Raw genomic sequence first — 18,875 nt, 5'->3', positions numbered from 1 at the left:
TGCTTTGAAAAAATTATTCATCAGAACAGTAACCGGAATTGTGTATGTAGCCGTCATCGTACTTGCGATGACGCTACATCCCTATGCTTTCCTCGCGTTGTTTATGCTTGTTGTAGGCCTTTCCCTGCACGAGCTTCACTCACTTATCCGACATAATAATGATGCAGAAATCTCTACCCCTCATCATAAAAATGCCCTCTCCCGATGGTTGGAAATCGCCGGGGGGATGTATCTTTTTGCGGCCTCTTTTTTCTATGCGAGCGGACAAGCCTCAGAACTAATCTATGCGCCATATTTGCTTTTTCTGATTTTCATCTTAATCGCGGGCCTATATCACAAAAAAGAAAATCCGGTAAACCGGTGGGCAACGACACTCTTTTCTCAGTTTTATGGTGCCGGGCTCTTTTCCATGCTCAATTTTGTTGTGTTCGATCCGATAAATAAGACATACTTCCCTTATTATGGGTTGTTTATCTTTCTTTTTATCTGGCTCAATGACACCGGGGCTTATTTGGTGGGCACGACATTCGGCAAACGACGTATGTTCCCGCGTGTTTCTCCGTTGAAATCATGGGAAGGATTTGCCGGGGGGCTTGTCATTGCATGGATTGCAGCGTTGACATTGGCTTATTTTTATCCTGTGGTGAGTGGGTATCACTGGATGGCTTTCGCAACGATTATCGTTGTATTCGGCACATGGGGAGATCTGGTTGAATCTCTGATTAAACGAACCTATGGCGTCAAAGATTCCGGGACACTCCTTCCGGGACACGGTGGCGTACTAGACCGCTTCGACAGTATGATGCTGGCCACTCCGGTTATTTGGCTCTATCTAAGAGTCTTTATTCAAAGTTGAATGTCAGTACGATCAAACGTGAAGTAGCTTTCGATAGCGCCTCAGTATACACCCGATCCGGCTCGCTGATCAAATCACGACGGTCTTTTTGCAGGACATCGGCCAGTCCGAAACAAAACTTCAGCTCGGGACAAAGCTTGAAATAAGGCAAATAAATATCACATCCGAAGCCAACTTCTACTCCATAATCCAATGGCTTTAGCAAGACCGGAGTTTCTTTTTTACGCCCCATGTCAAAACTGGTAAAGACACCGCCAAGCAAATAAGGACGGTAGTTATTAAGTCGCATCGCCGTATATTTCAGATCTAACGGCAAGGCAAGATAATTCGATCGGATCGAAGTGGTAAACGTAGCCTGAGAATCGGAAGCTCGCGCGTCAATAAAAGCAAACTTCTTATCGCCAAAGTGAACGGTCGGCGTAAAACGCAGATTCAAATATTGATTGATATATAAATTGCCGATGACCCCAACGCTGAATCCCGGCGAATAAGACGGTATTTCGGCAAACCACGTTTTGCCGTCAGACGTCGTCACCCCCGAATGCGTTAAAATCAAATCTTGCGTATGCATCCCGACATGAAACCCGAAATGATACCGCTTCATATCGGCATACGGCTGGTTCTTCGGTCTTTGTCGTTGAGCATAAAGACACGAAGCAGCCCAAAAACATACCCATAATATAATCAATATAGTTCGTCTCAATTTACTTTTAATTTGTATGAATAACGGAAGAAGAAAAAAGTTATTGCGACAAAGGAAATAATAAAAAGAGAATAAAAAAAGAGACAAACATTTTTTTTAATCGGAAGAATCGTTTACTTTTGCATTGTTTTAACTTTAAAAAATAAAAGAAAATGGCTTACGTAATTAGCGAAGATTGTATTGCATGTGGTACATGTATTGATGAATGTCCGGTGGAAGCAATCTCTGAGGGAGATATCTACCGCATCGATCCGGAAGTATGCACCGATTGTGGAACATGCGCAGAAGCATGTCCGACGGGTGCAATCAGCCCGGGGGCTTAATCAAAGAAGAAAAGCTAAAAAATCAAAGCGTAGAGTATGCGATTCATTCCATACTCTACGTTTTTCTTGTAAATTATGACAGACATTGAGCCAACCACTCCATCGAAATAAATCCACCATACCCCTCCTTTCTTTTCATAAGTAAAATCTTATTTTTACCATGGAGAGACATGTTGCAAAAAAGCAATGCGTACATAAACAAAGTTAGACCATTTAGATCACTGCACGCTTCACTATATTTTTCTTTTTGGAAAACTTTTTACCCACCAAAGAAATACAAAACACTCATATAATACATTTTAAAAAACACAATCAGAAAACTTATCAACACCCACATCTTTTTTCATGGAATAATTTAGCAAAGAAAATAAAGAATAACTACTTTTGCCGCCTAAAGAACACAACAAATAAATAAAGAAAATATGGGCTTAAAAACGTACACATTCGACGATGCTTACCAGGCCTCGTTAGATTACTTTACAGGTGATGAATTGGCAGCGAAGGTTTGGGTGAACAAATATGCGTTGAAAGATGCATTCGGAAACATTTACGAACAAACGCCCACAGACATGCACCGCCGTCTGGCCAGAGAAATAGCCCGTATAGAAGCGAAATATCCGAATCCGTTGTCGGAGCAGGAGTTGTTTGAACTCTTCGATCATTTCCGGTACATTGTACCACAGGGAAGCCCGATGACAGGCATCGGCAACGATTTTCAGATCGCCTCATTGTCAAACTGCTTCGTAGTCGGTGTAGAAGGTAGTGCCGATTCGTATGGTGCAGTGATTCGTATCGATGAAGAGCAGGTGCAGCTGATGAAACGCCGAGGAGGCGTCGGGCACGACTTATCGCATATCCGCCCGAAAGGATCGCCCGTAAAAAACTCCGCCTTGACTTCCACAGGACTCGTACCTTTTATGGAACGGTATTCGAATTCGACACGCGAAGTCGCTCAGGACGGACGTCGCGGAGCTTTGATGTTAAGTGTTTCCATCAAACACCCCGATGCCGAATCATTTATCGATGCAAAAATGACGGAAGGTAAAGTAACAGGCGCGAACGTATCGGTCAAAATCGACGACGAATTTATGGAAGCGGTAGTGAGCGGTGCGATGTATCACCAGCAATATCCGATTGCCGGAGATGACCCGATGGTGACGAAGCTCATCGACGCGAGGTCGCTATGGAAAAAAATCATTCATAATGCATGGAAATCCGCCGAACCGGGCGTATTATTCTGGGATACGATTCTTAGAGAATCAGTACCCGATTCGTATGCCGATTTGGGCTTCCGCACAGTTTCAACTAATCCGTGTGGCGAAATACCGCTTTGTCCGTATGATAGCTGCCGACTACTGGCGATCAACCTCTACTCGTATGTTGTGAACCCGTTCAGCAAGGATGCATATTTCGACTTCGATTTGTTTAAGAAACACGTTGCGCTGGCACAACGTATCATGGACGACATTATCGATCTGGAATCGGAAAAGATTGAAAAGATTCTGGAAAAGATTGCCTCCGACCCGGAAGGAGAGGATATCAAGCGTACAGAACGTGAACTGTGGCAGAAAATTCAGCGAAAGACACTGGCCGGAAGGCGTACGGGTGTCGGAATCACGGCCGAAGGCGATATGTTGGCCGCCTTAAACCTCCGCTACGGAACGGAAGAAGCAACCGACTTCGCAGAAAAAATTCAGAAAACGCTGGCGTTGGCCGCTTATGGATCATCGGTCGAGATGGCCAAAGAGCGCGGAGCATTCAAAATATACGACGCCAAACGCGAAGAATGCAATCCGTTTATCTTACGTTTAAAACAAGAATCCCCGGCCTTATATGACGATATGGTAAAATACGGACGCCGTAACATCGCGTGTCTGACCATTGCACCAACCGGTACAACTAGTCTGATGACCCAGACGACTTCAGGAATTGAACCCGTATTTCTACCGGTCTACAAACGTCGGCGCAAAGTAAATCCGAACGACGCCGATGTGCACATAGATTACGTCGACGAAACGGGCGATGCCTTCGAAGAATACGTCGTCTTTCATCATAAATTCGTCACGTGGATGCTGGCTAACGGATATTCGGCTACAAAAAAATACAGCGCCGAGGAAATTGACAATCTCGTTGCACACTCTCCTTATTACAAAGCGACATCGAACGATGTGGACTGGGTACAGAAAGTACGGATGCAGGGACGTATCCAAAAATGGGTCGATCATTCGATTAGCGTAACGATCAATCTGCCGAACGACGTATCGGAAGAAATGGTCGATAAATTATATGTAGAAGCATGGCGTTCAGGATGCAAAGGGTGCACGGTTTATCGAGACGGATCACGTTCGGGCGTATTGCTGTCGACAGAAAAGAAGAAAAAGAAAAGTGAAGACTGCATGGAGCCTCCGGTCATTGTCTCGACACGTCCGCAGGAGCTGGAAGCCGATGTGGTGAAGTTCCAAAACAATCGTGAAAAATGGATCGCCTTCGTCGGATTGATGAACGGACGTCCCTACGAAATCTTTACCGGTCTGGCCGATGACGAAGAAGGCATCATGCTACCGAAAACGGTAGAAAAAGGAAGCATCATCAAAAGCTACGACGCGGACGGACGCAAGCATTACGATTTTCAGTTTAAGAACAAGCGTGGTTTTAAGATGACGCTCGAAGGACTGGACAGCAAATTCGAACCCGAATACTGGAATTACGCCAAATTGATATCGGGTGTTTTACGCTATGGCATGCCCATCAGTCAAGTCATCAAGCTGGTGCAGGAGATGGAACTGAATAATGAATCGATTAACACGTGGAAAAACGGCGTGGCACGCGCATTGAAAAAATACCTGCCCAACGGCACGGAGCTGAAAGGACAAAAATGTCCGAACTGCGACTACGAGACGCTCGTTTATCAGGAAGGCTGCCTGATCTGCAAAAACTGCGGTGCCTCACGTTGCGGATAGACATTTGATCGATGAACATATCCTTCCATATCGGTTATCGGACGTGCCCGCAGCAGAAGATGCGCGTGTGTGGCTCCATTCCCGAATTGGGTGGTGGCGAGCCGGTCATGGCGAAAGAGATGGATTGCACGGACGGTGAACATTGGTCGTTGCAACTTGAGCTACCCGACGAGATCACCGAAATCGAGTATCACTATATACTGACAGATGTAGACGGCAAAGTAGCTACCGAACCGTGGAACCGAAAACACCGCATCGTTTTTGACCGTACTGCATCAAGTTACTGTCTGTATGACTATTGGCGTGAAGAACCGAAGAATATCGTGCTGTATACTTCGGCATTTACGCAAAATTTGTTCGCTCACAACGCGTCTGAACCCACTCACGAGCAGCCCGATCGAAGCTTGATCATCCGAATCCCGAATCCTCGGGTGCAAAAGAATCAGCAGGTAGCTCTTACCGGCAATCAAGCTTGTCTGGGACATTGGGATACAACGCAAGCGAAACTTCTACGTCCCTCCGGTGCTGCCGAATGGGAAGTTTGCCTCAATGCTAATGAGATTCGTTTTCCGTTTGAGTACAAATTTTTCGTTTGTGATGAAGCGAAACAGGTCTGCCATTGGGAAAAAGGAGATAATCGTTTGCTGACAAAGGAACCTTCAGAAACATATGAGGTCACGGTGATTTCAGAATATCCGTATCGTGAAGATTTGCCCGAATGGAAAGGAGCAGGGACCGTCATCCCTGTTTTTTCGTTACGATCCGAACAAAGCTTCGGAGTGGGCGACCTCCATGATCTCCGATTATTGATCGACTGGGCGGAGCAGACACAGCAATGTATCATTCAAGTGCTCCCGATGAATGACACCACCCGTACGCATACGTGGAGAGACTCTTATCCTTACAGCGCCATCTCGATTTATGCCCTGCACCCGATGTATATCTCGCTATACGACATGGGGATACTTAACGATTCGGAACGGATGGCCTATTTTCGGGAAAAACAGATTGTTCTCAATGAAAAGGAAGAAGTCGATTACGAAGCGGTTGAACATTATAAAACAGCGTATTGCCGCGCCTTCTTCGAACAGGAAGGTGCAGCCATTTTGTCGAGCAACGATTTCAAACGTTTCCGGGCAGACAATCAGAAATGGCTGATTCCATACGCAGCGTTTTGTTATTTACGTGACCAATATCATACGGCCGATTACTCAAAATGGGGAAAAGACGCGATATACAGTCCGTTCCGGATTGAAAAACTATCTGCGGAAAACGGTTCTGCTTATCCCGAAATTTCATTCATCTATTTCCAGCAATACGTCCTGCATACACAATTTCAAACTGTTTCCAACTATGCTCGTGAGAAAGGAATCATCCTGAAAGGTGATCTGCCGATCGGCATTCACCGAACGAGCGTGGAAGCATGGACAGACACCCGCAACTTTAATATGAACGGTCAAGCGGGCGCCCCTCCCGATGATTTCTCGGCCATGGGGCAAAACTGGTCTTTCCCCACCTATAATTGGGAGATCATGGAAGAAGACGGATTCACGTGGTGGAAGAAGCGCTTCGGTAAGATGAGCGATTATTTCGACAGTTTTCGTATCGATCATATCCTCGGGTTCTTTCGTATCTGGGAAATTCCGCTCGATTACGTACAAGGGTTGTGCGGACACTTCCGACCGGCTTTGCCGTTGACCGTGGCTGAAATCGCATCGTACGGTCTGACGTTCAAAAAAGAATTTACGTCAGCGGTCATTCACCGGAAATACCTGTCGGAATTATTCGGTGAGCAAACGGAAGTTGTTATCGACCACTACCTCTCCCCTATTGATGCGGAGCACATGATCCTGAATCCGTTTTGCGATACCCAACGAAAGATACAATCGATCTTCGAAGGGCATGAAGATAGAGTATCCCGTCAAATCGAATCCGGCCTCTATGCACTCGCCAATGAAGTGCTTTTTCTGGAAGACCCCTACGAGCCGGGAAAATATCATCCGCGTATCTCAGCCTCTCAATCATACCGGTATCAGGAATTGACGGAAGCCGAGCAAAGTGCTTTCGACAAACTCTACGCTTACTTTTTTTACGTACGGCATCATGACTTCTGGAAAGCAACGGCGTTAAACAGGCTCCGTCCCTTAGTTGCGACGACAGAGATGTTGGTGTGCGGAGAAGATTTAGGGATGATTCCCGATTCCGTACAAGAAGTAATGGAAGACCTGCACATCCTGAGCCTCGAATTAGGTCGCATATCCAAAGCATTCGGGCAAGAATTTACCGACTTGAAAGCGGTTCCCTACTACTCTGTCTGCACAACTTCGACACACGATATGAGCCCTTTGCGTACATGGTGGGAAGAAGAACCGGAACGTACGCGACGATATGCTCAGTTTGTCTTAAAAGGATCCGAATCGACAACGGCAGAATGTACACCTGAAATAGCCGAGCAAATAATCACGGAACACCTGTATGCACACTCCATGTTGACCATCCTTCCCTTGCAGGATTGGTTGGCCATGGACCATGAATTGAGACGGAAAGATGCCCGACAAGAGCGTATCAATATCCCGGCAGACCCGAATCATTATTGGCGCTACCGCATACATATCCCTCTCGAACAGCTTTTGAAAGCCTCCGATTTCAACCAAAAAATTCGTGCGATGCTCTCAAAGAGTCATCGCACAAATACAATCACTTGATTGGAGTGACGTTGGCTTTTTTATTTCCGGGAGCCTGCATTCCGTCCATTTGGCTCTTACCGGACATCGTACACGTTCCGTTGAAGTGAGCACCCGGTTCGATTTCGAGCGTCTGTGTAAAAATATCCCCTTTGATGATAGCGGTAGATTTAAATACCAGCTTTTCCTTGATGCGAATCGAACCTTCCACATCGCCCAAGATTTCGGCATTATCCGAAATGATATTCCCTACGATACTGCCTTTGGGACCGATGACGATTTTTCCTTTACAATTGATATCGCCTTCGATCCGTCCGTCCAAACGAAAATCGGAATCCGAAGCGATGCTTCCTGTCACAATTGTTCCGGCAGCTAATACGTTATGTACTCCTCCGCTGCTAATGGGTATTTCTTCATTTTTTGTGCGTACCATGTTTTTTTTAATTTGGTTTGTCGCAAATATAGATATTATTCTTTTCAAAGAAAGTTTTTTTGCTTATTTTTACAGACAAATTAACAAGAATGAAAGGAAAAATCGAATTGCAAGGCATGATATTTCATGCGTATCACGGGGTTTTGCCGCAGGAAACACGGGTAGGAGGAGTATTTGTGGTTGATCTGTCTTTTTCGATGTCGCACTTCAAGTCTCTACAAACCGACAATTTGGCCGATACGGTCAGTTATGCGGAAGTATATGAACTCGTAAAAGCCGAAATGGCTATTCCATCGCAACTGCTCGAGCATGTAGCCGGACGGATTCTGAAAGCGTTAAAAACACATTTTCCCGAACTTTCCGGATTTACATTGAAGATTTCGAAGCAATCTCCTCCTCTGGGAGGTGAAGTAAAAAGCGCATCGGTCATACTCGAAGAGTAACGAAGACATAACGTCTTTCCATCGAGACCGGACGTCAGGTTACTTTTTTGTTTTATCGACAAACATATTTTTTCTGAAAACTCTGAAAACAAAAAGCTACCCTGTCCATAATTTACAGAGTAGCTTTTTCTTCAGTAAAAATAAACGTTGTCTTACTTGGTTACTTGAGCCAAGCTTGCACCCGGTTTGAATTTAACAACCTGACGAGCCGGGATGTTAATCGCTTTCTTTGTCTGCGGATTTACCCCTTTGCGAGCGGCTTTTTTTACGACCGAGAAAGAACCGAATCCTAAAATGGACACTTTTTCGCCTTTCTTCATCTCGTCTTGAATCGTTTTAATCATAGCTTCAACAGCCTTTTTTCCATCGACTTTGCTTAAGCCTGCTTTTGCGGCAACAGCATCAATAAACTCTGTTTTGTTCATAATGTTGTAATTTAAAAATAATAAAAAGTATTAATCAATAATCTATCTGTTCCATCTTTTTACTTTATTTCAGGCCTCAAATATAGTTTGAAAATTCGACTACCAACAATTATGGAACGTTTTTTTTCGAGAAAGTACAATTTTCCGGTAAAATCCGATGCGAAAGCCAAAAATATACATTATTTTTGCCTCAAAACAAGAAACAGATGACAATGCAAAACAGATTCGGACTAACTCAAAGCATCCCTCCGGTGACTCAGAATTTAATTATAATTAACGCTCTGTGTTGGCTGGCGACCTTGGTATTACCCAAACTCGGCATCCATCTGATCGACTGGTTGGGACTTCATTTTCCCGGGACTAAAGACTTCAAATTGTATCAGTTGATCACATACATGTTCATGCATGATACCGGTTCGTTCGGACATATTTTCTTCAACATGTTCGCCGTTTTCATGTTCGGACGAATCTTGGAAGTCACTTGGGGACCGAAACGCTTTCTGACCTTCTATCTGGTGACGGGTATCGGTGCAGCCCTTGTACAGGAGTTGACCTGGCTCTATCAGATTCATTCGTTAGCCGTATCAAATGGCATCAGTATTTCACAACAAATAGCGATGGATCCCGGAGTAAGCGCCCTCGTAACGATCGGAGCCTCCGGAGCCGTGTTCGGTATTTTGCTCGCTTTCGGCATGCTTTTCCCCAATGCTCCGTTGTATCTCATGTTTATACCGATCCCCATTAAAGCCAAGTATTTCGTAATCGGCTATGGACTGATCGAGTTGTTTATGGGAGTCTCTAATTTCAGTAACGACAATGTGGCTCACTTTGCCCATTTGGGAGGGATGCTATTCGGATTCTTCCTGATTCTGTATTGGAAAAAGAAAAATAGAGACCATGGACAATTTTTTTATTAGAATCAAGCAGTCGTTTGCGGAAGGAAATATTCTTACGAAACTTATATATATTAATGTAGGGATATTTCTGCTTGTCCGGCTGGCGATTGTTTGCCTGCAACTCTTCGAGATCGACTCCACAGCCTTTCTCTCCTATCTGCAACTTCCCTCTTCGTTCGCGATACTTCTCTACAGACCGTGGACATTCGTTACGTATATGTTCCTGCATACCGACTTCCTACATCTGTTGTTCAACATGCTGTGGTTATACTGGTTCGGCCGTATCGCGATGGAGTTTTTCAATGGGCGTCAGTTAGCGGGCGTGTATATTTCGGGCGGGATAGCCGGCGCCTTGATGTACATGCTGGCGTATCATTTTTTTCCGTATTTCCGAAACAGGGAAACGATCGCTTTTCTGATGGGCGCTTCGGCTTCGGTCATGGCCATTGTCTTCGCCGTCTCGTTCTACCGGAAAGATTACGAACTCCAGCTGATGTTTATCGGACGGATACGCCTGATCTACCTTGCCTTCTTCGCCTTCATCATCGATTTTCTGTCGATCACTTCCGACAATGCCGGCGGACATATCGCCCACATCGGAGGAGCGTTGTGGGGGATGCTGTTCGCTTTCCGACTCAAGCAGGGAAAAGATTTGACGGTTTATCTGAACCGTTTGATCGACCGGATAGTCAATGTAAGAAAGAGACGCCCGCCGCGGATGAAAGTAACCTACGGACGGCGGCCTGAGACGGATCAGGAGTACCGTGCACGCAAACAGGCCGAATCGCAAGCGTTGGACGCGATCTTGGACAAGCTGAAACGTTCCGGCTACGAAAGCCTTTCGTCCGAGGAGAAAAAAGCATTGTTCGACGCCAGCAAGAAGTAGAAATGAAAGCGCTCCGGTGGATACATAGCCTTCTTGCCGTCCTCAACGGCGGTGTCGTTCTCCTGCTTCTCCTATCGGCTTTCTCCGACATGGTGTCGCCTGCCGATCATTTGCTGTTCGCTTATCTGGGACTGGCTTTTCCTCTTTTTCTGTTCCTCAACGTCGGTTTTCTGCTTCTCTGGAGCATCACGCGCAAATGGAACCATGCCTTCGTGGTCTTATGCTCCTTTCTGGTCTGCTGGAAACCGATCAAGCAATACATACCGTTTCATTTACAGGTGAAGCAGCCGCCTCGCGAAGAGATGATCAAGGTATTAACGTATAATGTCATGTGTTTCGGATATAAAGATCATACCACCGAGCAGCCCAACCCAATCATTCGGTATATTGCCGAATCGGGCGCGGATATTGTCTGTATGCAGGAATATCTGGAAGGACATACGGACATTCTGACCGAAAACAAAATTGCCCGCGCGCTAAGCATGTATCCTTATCATTTCCACGTACCGCTCGTTCATTATCCGCATTATACAACGGGACTGGCCATTTATTCGAAATATCCGATACGCGGCTCCCGAAAGATACGTTACGACAGTTCGTTCAACGGATCGGCCGTGCATGAGCTCAATGTGAAAGGCAAGAAACTGATTGTGATGAACAATCATTTAGAGTCGTTCAAGTTTACGGTCGAAGACCGTTCGAAATATTCCGACTTTATCCGCAACGCCAATACGGGTACATTCGACAATATCCGCGGATCTTTACAGCAGAAGATGGGAGAAGCTTTCCGCATCCGGGCGGAACAGGCCGACATCATTGCCGACGAAATCGAAGCGTTGCAAGGAGACTACCTCATCGTATGCGGCGACTTCAACGACACGCCGATCTCGTATGCCCGCAGAAGGATACAAGGACCGCTGCGGGATGCATACGTCGAATCGGGGCGGGGTGTGGGCGTAAGTTATAACGAAAACATGTTTTGGTTCCGCATCGATCATATCTTACATTCGCCCAATATGACGGCCTACCGGGCGACCGTCGATCGGGTCAAGCTCTCAGACCATTACCCGGTATGGTGTTATCTGAAGCCGGAATAGCTTCCGGGGAGAGCTCTTCTCAAATAAAAATATACTTCAGCACAAACAGTACAGCCAGCACGTACATGGCCGGGGTCAGCTTCCGGTATTTCCGGCCGAGCAGGTTCAACAGCACGTAGCTGATGATACCGATCAGGATACCGTCCGAGATGCTATACGTGAGCGGCATGAGGATAAGACATATAAACGCCGGAATCGCTTCGGAATAGTCTTCGAAGTCGATATCTTTGATGGGGCTGAGCATAAACAACCCGACAATGACGAGCACGGGGCACGTGGCCGCTCCGGGAATCGCCAGAAAAATCGGTGCGAAGAGCAAGGCCGCGGCAAAGCAGACGGCCGTGATGAAGGCCGTCAGTCCGGAGCGTCCGCCCTGCGCCACACCCGAAGCGCTTTCGACGTAGGTCGTTACCGTACTCGAGCCCAGCAGGGCCCCGAAAGTCGTGCCGAGCGCATCGGCCATAAAGGCTTTCCGGAGGCGGGGCACTTTACCGTCTTTGATCATCCCGGCCTTCGTCGACACGCCCACCAAGGTACCGATCGTATCGAACATATCGATAAAGAGGAACGTAAAGATGACGATCAGCATATCGATCGTAAAGAGCTGAGAAAAGTCGAACTGAAAGGCAATCGGCGCGATGGAAGGCGGGATGCTCGTCACGCCGCCGTACACGGTCAGTCCCATGGGGATGCCGATCAGGGCGGTACCGAGGATACCGAGCAGCAGGGCGCCGCGCACATTGAGAATCAGCAGCACGCTGGTCAGCACGATCCCGATGACCGAGAGCAGACCGGCCCCGTGGGTGATCGTACCCAACGTCACGAACGTCGCGTCGCTATGCACGATCACGCCGCCGTTTTTCAGCCCGATGAAAGCGATATACAATCCGATTCCCGGCCCGATGGCATTACGGAGCGAAGCCGGGATGGCATGGACGATCATATCGCGCAGGTTCGTTACCGTGAGCAGAATAAAAATCAATCCTTCGATAAAGACAGCCGCCAGAGCAAACTGCCAACTGTAGCCCATCGTCATGCAGACCGTATAGGCGAAGAAGGCGTTAAGTCCCATGCCGGGCGCCAGCGCGAACGGCATTTTGGCGTAGAGCGCCATGACGAGCGTAGCCAGCACGGCCACGATGGCGGTAGTCGTAAAGACGGCGCCTTTGTCCATCCCTACCGATCCGAGAATATTCGGATTCACGGCCAGGATATAGGCCATGGTCAGGAACGTCGTGATTCCCGCGAGTATTTCTGTTTTGACATTCATGGTTCGAGGATCGAACCCGAAGAGTTTGGATAAGTTCATAGCTGTAAAATCATTATTTTGTTACGGTTTAGAAGCTCCATTTCATAGCCAGCGTAGGAATCACGAAGAGGCCGTCGCGCCCGGCGAAATCGTAACTGACTTCGACTTCACTGCCTAAGCTGAGGTTAAATTTTTCGTCGACGCCTTTGAACCGGTTCAGGTTGACCCAGAACTGCGGTTCGCTCAGGAACACGAACTCGCCCACGGCACTCGGTTCGCGCCACCAGTCGGCAAATCCCATGAAACTGCATTTTCCGTCGGCAAAATGGAGGTACCACGTGGCCGTCAGCTGAAAGTTATTCGGTTCGTTGGCTTTCTGGATGTATTTATACAGGGCCGAGAGCGTAAACCCGCGTGTGAACTGAGCGTTATTGTAGCTGTACGTAGGGCCGGCCAGATACGCGTTTTTAACGAACGGCAGTCCGCCGTTATATTCGAGATGCGCCGAGATCGGGCCTTTCCAGAATTTCAGTTCGCGGCTGATTTCCCAATAGGCCGAAGCCACGCCGTCCGACTTGTAATCCATATCGACAAAGAAGAACGTACTGCCCCATTTGTCGGGTTTAAACATTTCGACGGTCGTAGTCCAAAGCGGGCGGCTGCCTAACTTGTCGTTCGTGGCCCGTCCGAAGTCGTAATGCACCTGCACGTTCTGTGCCTGTAATGCTCCGCAAAGCAAAAGGGCTGCGCCCAGCAGCCCGTGTTTGATGATCGTTTTCATTGTTTATTTTCGTTTTTGATAAAAGCGCACCCAGTCGATTTGCATCTCGACCGGCAGATGAGCCGGCTCGACACGCCCCACCCATTGTCCGCCCAGCTGCATGTCGAGCAGCAGGTAAAACTCGCGGTCGAACGGAAATTGTCCCTCCTTGTCCGTTTCGATGCGGGGATAGGTAAACGTATGATGGTTATTGATGTAGAACGAAACGCTGTCGGGATACAGTTCGACGGCGTACGTATTGTAATCGTCCGCCCGAATGGCGCCGGTAGCTCCTTTAGGCGGATACGTTTCCTTCAGCACGTGCGTGTAATGCGAATGGACGGTCTGGTAGGCGATCCCCTCATCATTGAGCCGCTCCATGATATCGATTTCGCCGCCTCCGGGCCATTGCGCCCCGTCGAACGGAAGAAGCCAGAAAGCCGGCCACGCGCCCGTGGCGTTCCCCAGCTTGGCATGGATTTCGAGGCGTCCGTGAGCGAAACCGACCTTGTTTTTCGTATACAGTCCGCCGGTGAGGAATCGGGCCGTATCTTCGGGCAGGCTGTAATTGTTCAGTCCCCGCAGCGTAAGCAGTCCGCCGCCCACGTGATAGCACGAATCGAAGTCGCTCATATAATTATTCCAGTCCGATTTTCCGCGCGGAATTTTACTCCAGCGCGACGAGTCGAACGTATCGCCGTCGAAATTTTCTTCCCACACCAACTGCCACGAGTCATCCACCTTCTCCGAACAAGCCGTACAGGCGAGCATGACCACAGCAACAAGCCCTAAAGCGCAAAGTACACGTTTCGTCATACCAGTGTTTTTTTATTTCCGGATATTTTTAGCGGCGAAAATCATCATCAGAATCAGATTGACGATCAAGACTCCGCCGCAGCAGAGTACATAAAACGCCATCCATTCTTTCTCCGGGCGCAACACGAAGTAAGCGACCGCGCTCGCCACGCCAATCAGCACGATTAACACCGACAATATCCGTAAGATGATTTTTCTTTTTCCCATTTTGCGGGCGAAGATATTATATTTTATTGGCATTTCTTCGCCCGACAAACAAAAAAATGCCGCCACCCTGTTATTTTTTTTATACATTGTATAATATATCCGCAGAAATATGTATCTTTACCCCCGCGACCGGACAAAAGAAAGGAGGAGAAACACGAAAACCGGCCGCGACACGTTTCGCCAAGCGGGAGAAACGGTCGAAGAAAAGGCAGGAAAAGCATTCAGAGAGTTTTAGCAGCTTTCATTAGCAAAAGATCATTCAGAACTCTCTGAAAGGTAAAAAAGTTCGTCGGCAAGGTTTCAGAACCTTCTGAAAGTATAAAAAAGTTCATCGGCAAGGTTTCAGAACCTTCTGAAAGCTTTCAGAACCTTCTGAAAGCACAAAAATGTTCATTGGGAAGGTTTCAGAACTTTCTGAAAGTATAAAAAAGTTCATCGGCAAGGTTTCAGAACTTTCTGAACGTATTTTTTAACAAATTCAAAAATTGAAAAACGCTTAAAGTTTACACATCATGAAAGAATTCATCAAAATCAATCTAAACAATGCTCGCAACGGAGAGCATTATCAGTATCATAACGATGTATTGGGCATCATCAGTGAAGGATTCGCGACGCAGTATCTGCTCTCGCCGCTACGCACGACGTACACTACGCTGTTTGCCGAAGAAGACCGGGCCTACAAGCAGAATCAGGCGTATGCCAAGACGAAAGAAATCGAGGAATGCGACCGCAAACGCGACGACCTGTTCGTCTTCGTGCGACAAATGATCGACAGCGGACTGTATCATCCCGTGCCCGAAAAACGCGCCGCGGCCGAACGCCTCTCGTTCGCCCTGAAACCGTACCGGCTGGCCAACCAACAACCGTTTGCCGAAAATACGGCCTTGGTGACGAACCTGACGCAGGATTTGCTGGGTGAGGATTATCGCGACGACGTGCATTTGCTCGATCTGCAAGGGCCGGTCGAGATGCTCGACAAAGCCAACAACGAATTCAACACGCTGTACGGCATGCGTTCGGGCGAGAAGCTGGAGCGTTACGAGCGCGACAACATGAAGGCGATCCGTCCGAAGGTGGACGAGGCGTTCCGCTCCCTGATCGGCGGCATCGGCGCCCTGTATCAGGTCAACGAGCTGATCACGCACGATATTGTAAAGGCCGAAGAGCTGGGCGGCGTCATCGACCGGGTGAACGCGCTGAGCCGTCAGTTGCAGGAGACGATCGCCCGACGGCGGTCGAAAGGAGGATCGCCCGAGCCGGAACCGCCGGCACCCGATCCGCAAAATCCTCCGGCCGAAGACGGCGGCGGCAGTGAAACGCCGCAGGCGACATAAAACGAGGTTTCATGAAGGTTTATATAAAAGAGCTTTTCATATTTTTCAGAGAGGGGGCTGTCGGGATGACATTCCCCCTTTTGCAATGGGATTGTTTAGTTTTCAGCGGTCAGCGGTCAGAACCACAAGGGGCACAAGTTTATGACAAGGAACACAAGTTTTAATTTGCGTTGATTTGCGCCCATTTGCGTTATTTGCGTTCGTAATTCGTAATTGTTCGTTAGCTATCTGTTTTCAGCGGTCAGCAGTCAGAACCGCAAGGGGCACAAGTTTATGACAAGGAACACAAGTTTTAATTTGCGTTGATTTGCGCCATTTGCGTTATTTGCGTTCGGACAGCCGAGGCGTTCGTAATTCGTAATCCGTAATTCGTAATTGATTATTTCCGTTCGGAGCGTTGTCGGAGGGCTTCGAAGAGCATCACCCCGGTAGCGACCGACACATTGAGCGAAGCAATGGAGCCAACCTGCGGGATCCGGATCATCTCGTCGCAGACGCGCAGGTTCGCCGCCGAAACACCCGTATCTTCCGCGCCCATCACAAGGGCCACCGGCCCGTCGTACGACACCTCGGTATAACTTGCCGAGGCCTTCTCGGTAGCGGCAAACACCTTCACCCCGCTGTCTTTCAAAAATCGAATGGCCTGATGAATGGTGCGCTCCTTGCATACGGGCAACACGTTGAGCGCCCCGGCCGAAGTCTTCATCGCATCGGCCGTGACCGAAACGCTCCCTTCCGACGGGATAACCAGCGCGTCGACCCCGGCACACTCGCACGTGCGGGCTATCGCCCCGAAATTGCGCACGTCGGTCACTCCGTCGAGCAACACGATGAACGGGTCTCGCCCCTGCTCGAACACAAAAGGAATGATGTCTTCGAGCCGGTGATACGTCACGGCCGAAACAAACGCGATCACCCCCTGATGGTTCTTCCGCGTGATGCGGTTCAACCGCTCCACCGGCACCCGTTGCACCGGCACCATCCGTCCCTTGAGCAGCTCGCCCAGCTCGCGGATCAGGTCGCCCTGCAAGTCTTTTTTCACCATAATCTTGTCTACCTCGCGGCCGGCCTGTATCGCCTCCATCACGGCACGAATGCCGAATATCATGTCTTTATCACTCATCTCTCTTTCGGTTTATTTTTCTTTTTGCAACAACGCCCTCGCGTTCGCCACGGCGGCGTCGGTCAGCGACGCTCCGCTGAGCATCCGCGCCACTTCGTTGACGCGCTCTTCGGTCGTCAGCGGACGGATGCGCGTCAACGTCCGTTCGGCCGTATCTTCCTTGTAGACGAAATAATGCGCCCGTCCTTTGGCCGCGATCTGCGGCAGATGCGTAATCGTGATCACCTGCATCTTTTGTCCGAGATCCTGCATGATGTCGGCCATTTTATCGGCAATCTCGCCCGATACGCCCGTATCGATCTCGTCGAAGATGATGGCCGGCAACGCGGCAAAACCGGCAATCATGGCCTTGATGCACAACATCAGGCGGGAGATTTCGCCGCCGGAGGCCGTCTGCGCCACCGGTTTGAGCGCTTCGTTCTTATTGGCCGAAAAAAGGAAACGAACCTCGTCGATGCCGTCGGCCGACGGCTTTTCTTTCTGTGCCAGCTCGATCCCGAAGCGGGTATTGGGCATGCCCAGCAGCACCATCCGGTCGACAAGCTGCCGTTCTATCTCGGCGGCCGCCTCACGGCGTCGAGCCGTCAGCGCGCCGGCCTGTACCATCAACGCCTCGTAAATCGTTTCGCGCTGCTTCGTGAGCGCCTCCATCTGCTCGTCGAACGAATCGATGGCCGAGAGTTGCGTCGTAAACCGCTGCTGTAACGCCAGCAGCTCCTCGACCGACGGCACACGGTGTTTCTGCTGCAACGAATAAATCGTGTTCAGTCGCTCGTTGACCCACTCCAAACGATTCGGGTCGAACTCCACGTCTTCCTTCAACACATCCGTCTCCGATGCCAGATCGGACATGTCCGTCCATGCCGAACGCAAGCGCTCGGCAAAGTCTTTCGCCTTCGGGAAGTACGCTTCTAACGCTTCGACATCATGAAGCGCCCCTTTCAGCTGCTGCACCACGCCCCTCTCCTCTCCGATCAGGCTGTCGGTGACTTTATACAACGCCGACTTGATCTCTTCCGTATGCGAGAGCGTTTCCAGTTCGGCCTCCAGCTCTTCCTGTTCGCCGGCCGTCAACTGCGCCGTGCGTAATTCTTCGACCTGAAAACGCAGATAATCCTCGTCCTGCCGGCTCTTGGCCGCCAACGCTTCCAGCTCGTCCAACTGTCGTACGACGGATTGATAACGATCATATTCCCGCCGATAATCGACCAGCAAAGGCTCCGTTTTGGCCATGATATCGACCACGTTCATCTGAAACTGCGTATCGGCCAGCAAAAGATTCTGATGCTGCGAATGCACATCGATGAGCCGGTCGCCCAAAGCCTTGACTACCGAGAGCGGAGCCGGCGTATCGTTGATGAACGCGCGTGACTTGCCGCTGCTCATCAGCTCGCGGCGCAAGATGCAATTCTCCGCGTCATACTCCAGATCATGCGACCGGAAAAAGTCTTCGAGCCGATAAGCCGAGACGTCGAACACGGCCTCGACGACACATTTATCCGCGCCGGACTGAATGCTCTTCGAATCGGCGCGCTGTCCCAGCACGAGCGCCAACGCCCCGAGAATAATGGACTTTCCGGCTCCCGTTTCGCCGGTCACGACCGAAAAGCCTTCGTCAAAGCGAATATGGAGTTCGTCTATCAAGACGAAGTTTCGTATAAAAAGCGATTGAAGCATACG

General features: G+C 49.0%; 18 protein-coding genes. 9 read left to right on the top strand and 9 right to left on the bottom strand.

Annotated features, from left to right (window positions below):
• Positions 1–4 precede the first annotated feature (4 nt).
• The gene (locus tag EII41_RS02835) at positions 5–856 is read left to right on the top strand and encodes a phosphatidate cytidylyltransferase (protein WP_124789337.1); all 852 of its coding nucleotides are present in this window, start codon (positions 5–7) and stop codon (positions 854–856) included.
• Here the strand turns inward: EII41_RS02835 and EII41_RS02830 are convergent.
• Positions 843–1,559 (bottom strand): porin family protein, encoded by a 717-nt coding sequence (locus tag EII41_RS02830; protein WP_124789336.1) that lies wholly within the window; start codon positions 1,557–1,559, stop codon positions 843–845. The two genes, EII41_RS02835 and EII41_RS02830, sit on opposite strands and share 14 nt — an antisense overlap.
• Before the next feature lie 152 nt (positions 1,560–1,711).
• Here EII41_RS02830 and EII41_RS02825 point away from each other — a divergent pair, with 152 nt between their 5' ends.
• The 3 genes from EII41_RS02825 to EII41_RS02815 all read left to right on the top strand — a co-directional run bounded on the left by EII41_RS02825 (position 1,712) and on the right by EII41_RS02815 (position 7,547).
• A complete protein-coding gene (locus EII41_RS02825) occupies positions 1,712–1,882 on the top strand; it encodes a DUF362 domain-containing protein (protein WP_014225652.1) in 171 nt (56 codons plus the stop codon).
• 422 nt (positions 1,883–2,304) lie between these two features.
• Positions 2,305–4,842 carry an adenosylcobalamin-dependent ribonucleoside-diphosphate reductase gene (locus EII41_RS02820; protein WP_124789335.1) on the top strand — a complete coding sequence of 846 codons (2,538 nt, stop codon included), beginning with the start codon at positions 2,305–2,307 and terminating at the stop codon, positions 4,840–4,842.
• A gap of 11 nt (positions 4,843–4,853) precedes the next feature.
• A complete protein-coding gene (locus EII41_RS02815) occupies positions 4,854–7,547 on the top strand; it encodes a 4-alpha-glucanotransferase (RefSeq protein ID WP_124789334.1) in 2,694 nt (897 codons plus the stop codon).
• Here the strand turns inward: EII41_RS02815 and EII41_RS02810 are convergent.
• Positions 7,540–7,959 carry a polymer-forming cytoskeletal protein gene (locus EII41_RS02810; RefSeq protein WP_124751640.1) on the bottom strand — a complete coding sequence of 140 codons (420 nt, stop codon included), beginning with the start codon at positions 7,957–7,959 and terminating at the stop codon, positions 7,540–7,542. The genes EII41_RS02815 and EII41_RS02810 overlap by 8 nt on opposite strands.
• 89 nt (positions 7,960–8,048) lie before the next feature.
• Between EII41_RS02810 and folB the strand changes: the two genes are divergently transcribed.
• Positions 8,049–8,402 (top strand): dihydroneopterin aldolase, encoded by a 354-nt coding sequence (gene folB, locus EII41_RS02805; protein WP_124751641.1) that lies wholly within the window; start codon positions 8,049–8,051, stop codon positions 8,400–8,402.
• Positions 8,403–8,554: 152 nt separating this feature from the next.
• On the opposite strand, the gene EII41_RS02800 is transcribed toward folB, so the two are convergent.
• Positions 8,555–8,827 carry an HU family DNA-binding protein gene (locus EII41_RS02800; protein ID WP_124751642.1) on the bottom strand — a complete coding sequence of 91 codons (273 nt, stop codon included), beginning with the start codon at positions 8,825–8,827 and terminating at the stop codon, positions 8,555–8,557.
• Positions 8,828–9,033: 206 nt separating this feature from the next.
• Between EII41_RS02800 and EII41_RS02795 the strand changes: the two genes are divergently transcribed.
• The 3 genes from EII41_RS02795 to EII41_RS02785 are packed head-to-tail and all read left to right on the top strand — an operon-like array spanning position 9,034 to position 11,706.
• Positions 9,034–9,744: a rhomboid family intramembrane serine protease gene (locus EII41_RS02795; protein WP_411292572.1), complete on the top strand. Its 711-nt coding sequence runs from the start codon at positions 9,034–9,036 to the stop codon at positions 9,742–9,744.
• The gene (locus EII41_RS02790; protein ID WP_124789333.1) at positions 9,725–10,609 is read left to right on the top strand and encodes a rhomboid family protein; all 885 of its coding nucleotides are present in this window, start codon (positions 9,725–9,727) and stop codon (positions 10,607–10,609) included. Before EII41_RS02795 ends, EII41_RS02790 begins: the two co-directional genes overlap by 20 nt.
• Positions 10,610–10,611: 2 nt before the next feature.
• Positions 10,612–11,706, top strand: a complete 1,095-nt coding sequence (locus tag EII41_RS02785) for an endonuclease/exonuclease/phosphatase family protein (protein ID WP_124789332.1) — start codon at positions 10,612–10,614, stop codon at positions 11,704–11,706.
• A gap of 19 nt (positions 11,707–11,725) precedes the next feature.
• Here the strand turns inward: EII41_RS02785 and EII41_RS02780 are convergent, their stop codons facing one another.
• From EII41_RS02780 to EII41_RS02765, 4 genes are read right to left on the bottom strand one after another with little or no spacing between them, the layout of a single operon-like run.
• Positions 11,726–13,015 carry an NCS2 family permease gene (locus tag EII41_RS02780; RefSeq protein ID WP_124789331.1) on the bottom strand — a complete coding sequence of 430 codons (1,290 nt, stop codon included), beginning with the start codon at positions 13,013–13,015 and terminating at the stop codon, positions 11,726–11,728.
• Between the two features lie 28 nt (positions 13,016–13,043).
• Positions 13,044–13,736, bottom strand: a complete 693-nt coding sequence (locus EII41_RS02775; RefSeq protein WP_124789330.1) for a DUF5020 family protein — start codon at positions 13,734–13,736, stop codon at positions 13,044–13,046.
• 3 nt (positions 13,737–13,739) lie between these two features.
• Positions 13,740–14,486 carry a glycoside hydrolase family 16 protein gene (locus tag EII41_RS02770; RefSeq protein WP_260425454.1) on the bottom strand — a complete coding sequence of 249 codons (747 nt, stop codon included), beginning with the start codon at positions 14,484–14,486 and terminating at the stop codon, positions 13,740–13,742.
• 57 nt (positions 14,487–14,543) lie between these two features.
• Positions 14,544–14,771, bottom strand: a complete 228-nt coding sequence (locus EII41_RS02765; protein ID WP_124751670.1) for a hypothetical protein — start codon at positions 14,769–14,771, stop codon at positions 14,544–14,546.
• 479 nt (positions 14,772–15,250) lie between these two features.
• Between EII41_RS02765 and EII41_RS02760 the strand changes: the two genes are divergently transcribed.
• Positions 15,251–16,072 carry a DUF6261 family protein gene (locus tag EII41_RS02760; RefSeq protein WP_124751648.1) on the top strand — a complete coding sequence of 274 codons (822 nt, stop codon included), beginning with the start codon at positions 15,251–15,253 and terminating at the stop codon, positions 16,070–16,072.
• Positions 16,073–16,451: 379 nt separating this feature from the next.
• On the opposite strand, the gene rlmB is transcribed toward EII41_RS02760, so the two are convergent.
• Both rlmB and recN read right to left on the bottom strand, forming a co-directional pair.
• Positions 16,452–17,195 (bottom strand): 23S rRNA (guanosine(2251)-2'-O)-methyltransferase RlmB, encoded by a 744-nt coding sequence (rlmB, locus tag EII41_RS02755; protein WP_185711809.1) that lies wholly within the window; start codon positions 17,193–17,195, stop codon positions 16,452–16,454.
• A 12-nt stretch (positions 17,196–17,207) separates the two neighbouring features.
• Positions 17,208–18,872 carry a DNA repair protein RecN gene (gene recN, locus EII41_RS02750; protein WP_124789329.1) on the bottom strand — a complete coding sequence of 555 codons (1,665 nt, stop codon included), beginning with the start codon at positions 18,870–18,872 and terminating at the stop codon, positions 17,208–17,210.
• Positions 18,873–18,875 lie beyond the last annotated feature (3 nt).

This window comes from Tannerella forsythia, assembly GCF_003860135.1.
In the GTDB taxonomy this organism is placed as follows: Bacteria; Bacteroidota; Bacteroidia; order Bacteroidales; family Tannerellaceae; genus Tannerella; species Tannerella forsythia_A.
This window is presented reverse-complemented; position numbering and strand designations above follow the sequence as displayed.

What these genes read in the sequence shown, in the direction of transcription:
- EII41_RS02825 (WP_014225652.1), top strand. Translation starts at nt 1,712, where the DNA reads ATGGCTTACGTAATTAGCGAAGATTGTATTGCATGTGGTACATGTATT.
- EII41_RS02820 (WP_124789335.1), top strand. Translation starts at nt 2,305, where the DNA reads ATGGGCTTAAAAACGTACACATTCGACGATGCTTACCAGGCCTCGTTA.
- EII41_RS02815 (WP_124789334.1), top strand. Translation starts at nt 4,854, where the DNA reads ATGAACATATCCTTCCATATCGGTTATCGGACGTGCCCGCAGCAGAAG.
- EII41_RS02810 (WP_124751640.1), bottom strand. Translation starts at nt 7,959, where the DNA reads ATGGTACGCACAAAAAATGAAGAAATACCCATTAGCAGCGGAGGAGTA.
- folB (WP_124751641.1), top strand. Translation starts at nt 8,049, where the DNA reads ATGAAAGGAAAAATCGAATTGCAAGGCATGATATTTCATGCGTATCAC.
- EII41_RS02800 (WP_124751642.1), bottom strand. Translation starts at nt 8,827, where the DNA reads ATGAACAAAACAGAGTTTATTGATGCTGTTGCCGCAAAAGCAGGCTTA.
- EII41_RS02795 (WP_411292572.1), top strand. Translation starts at nt 9,034, where the DNA reads ATGACAATGCAAAACAGATTCGGACTAACTCAAAGCATCCCTCCGGTG.
- EII41_RS02790 (WP_124789333.1), top strand. Translation starts at nt 9,725, where the DNA reads ATGGACAATTTTTTTATTAGAATCAAGCAGTCGTTTGCGGAAGGAAAT.
- EII41_RS02785 (WP_124789332.1), top strand. Translation starts at nt 10,612, where the DNA reads ATGAAAGCGCTCCGGTGGATACATAGCCTTCTTGCCGTCCTCAACGGC.
- EII41_RS02780 (WP_124789331.1), bottom strand. Translation starts at nt 13,015, where the DNA reads ATGAACTTATCCAAACTCTTCGGGTTCGATCCTCGAACCATGAATGTC.
- EII41_RS02775 (WP_124789330.1), bottom strand. Translation starts at nt 13,736, where the DNA reads ATGAAAACGATCATCAAACACGGGCTGCTGGGCGCAGCCCTTTTGCTT.
- EII41_RS02770 (WP_260425454.1), bottom strand. Translation starts at nt 14,486, where the DNA reads ATGCTCGCCTGTACGGCTTGTTCGGAGAAGGTGGATGACTCGTGGCAG.
- EII41_RS02765 (WP_124751670.1), bottom strand. Translation starts at nt 14,771, where the DNA reads ATGCCAATAAAATATAATATCTTCGCCCGCAAAATGGGAAAAAGAAAA.
- EII41_RS02760 (WP_124751648.1), top strand. Translation starts at nt 15,251, where the DNA reads ATGAAAGAATTCATCAAAATCAATCTAAACAATGCTCGCAACGGAGAG.
- rlmB (WP_185711809.1), bottom strand. Translation starts at nt 17,195, where the DNA reads ATGAGTGATAAAGACATGATATTCGGCATTCGTGCCGTGATGGAGGCG.
- recN (WP_124789329.1), bottom strand. Translation starts at nt 18,872, where the DNA reads ATGCTTCAATCGCTTTTTATACGAAACTTCGTCTTGATAGACGAACTC.